The sequence below is a fragment of the Spirillospora albida genome, assembly GCF_000718255.1.
GTDB classification, from domain to species: domain Bacteria; phylum Actinomycetota; class Actinomycetes; order Streptosporangiales; family Streptosporangiaceae; genus Spirillospora; species Spirillospora albida.
In genome coordinates, this window is record NZ_JOFJ01000089.1 from 1 (window position 1) to 229 (window position 229).

Below are 229 nucleotides of genomic sequence, written 5' to 3' on the forward strand. Positions count from 1 at the left end.
CCGCTCGAGTACCCCCGAAGGGGCCTTTCCGCTCGACTTGCATGTGTTAAGCACGCCGCCAGCGTTCGTCCTGAGCCAGGATCAAACTCTCCATTAAGGTCACAACGACCACCCCAGCCACAAAGAACCAGAGGCGGCCAAACCTTGGAAACAATCCCGGCAATGCACCCCAAAGGATGCTTGCCTCAAAGAAATCCCCACCAACACGACCCCTCCACAAGGGAAGAAG

The 229-nt window shown here is 57.2% G+C and carries 1 rRNA gene; it reads right to left on the minus strand.

Annotated features, from left to right (window positions below):
* Nucleotides 1-97: ribosomal RNA gene (locus tag IE99_RS0128660) — 16S ribosomal RNA — on the minus strand; the annotation flags it as partial.
* Nucleotides 98-229: the final 132 nt, after the last annotated feature.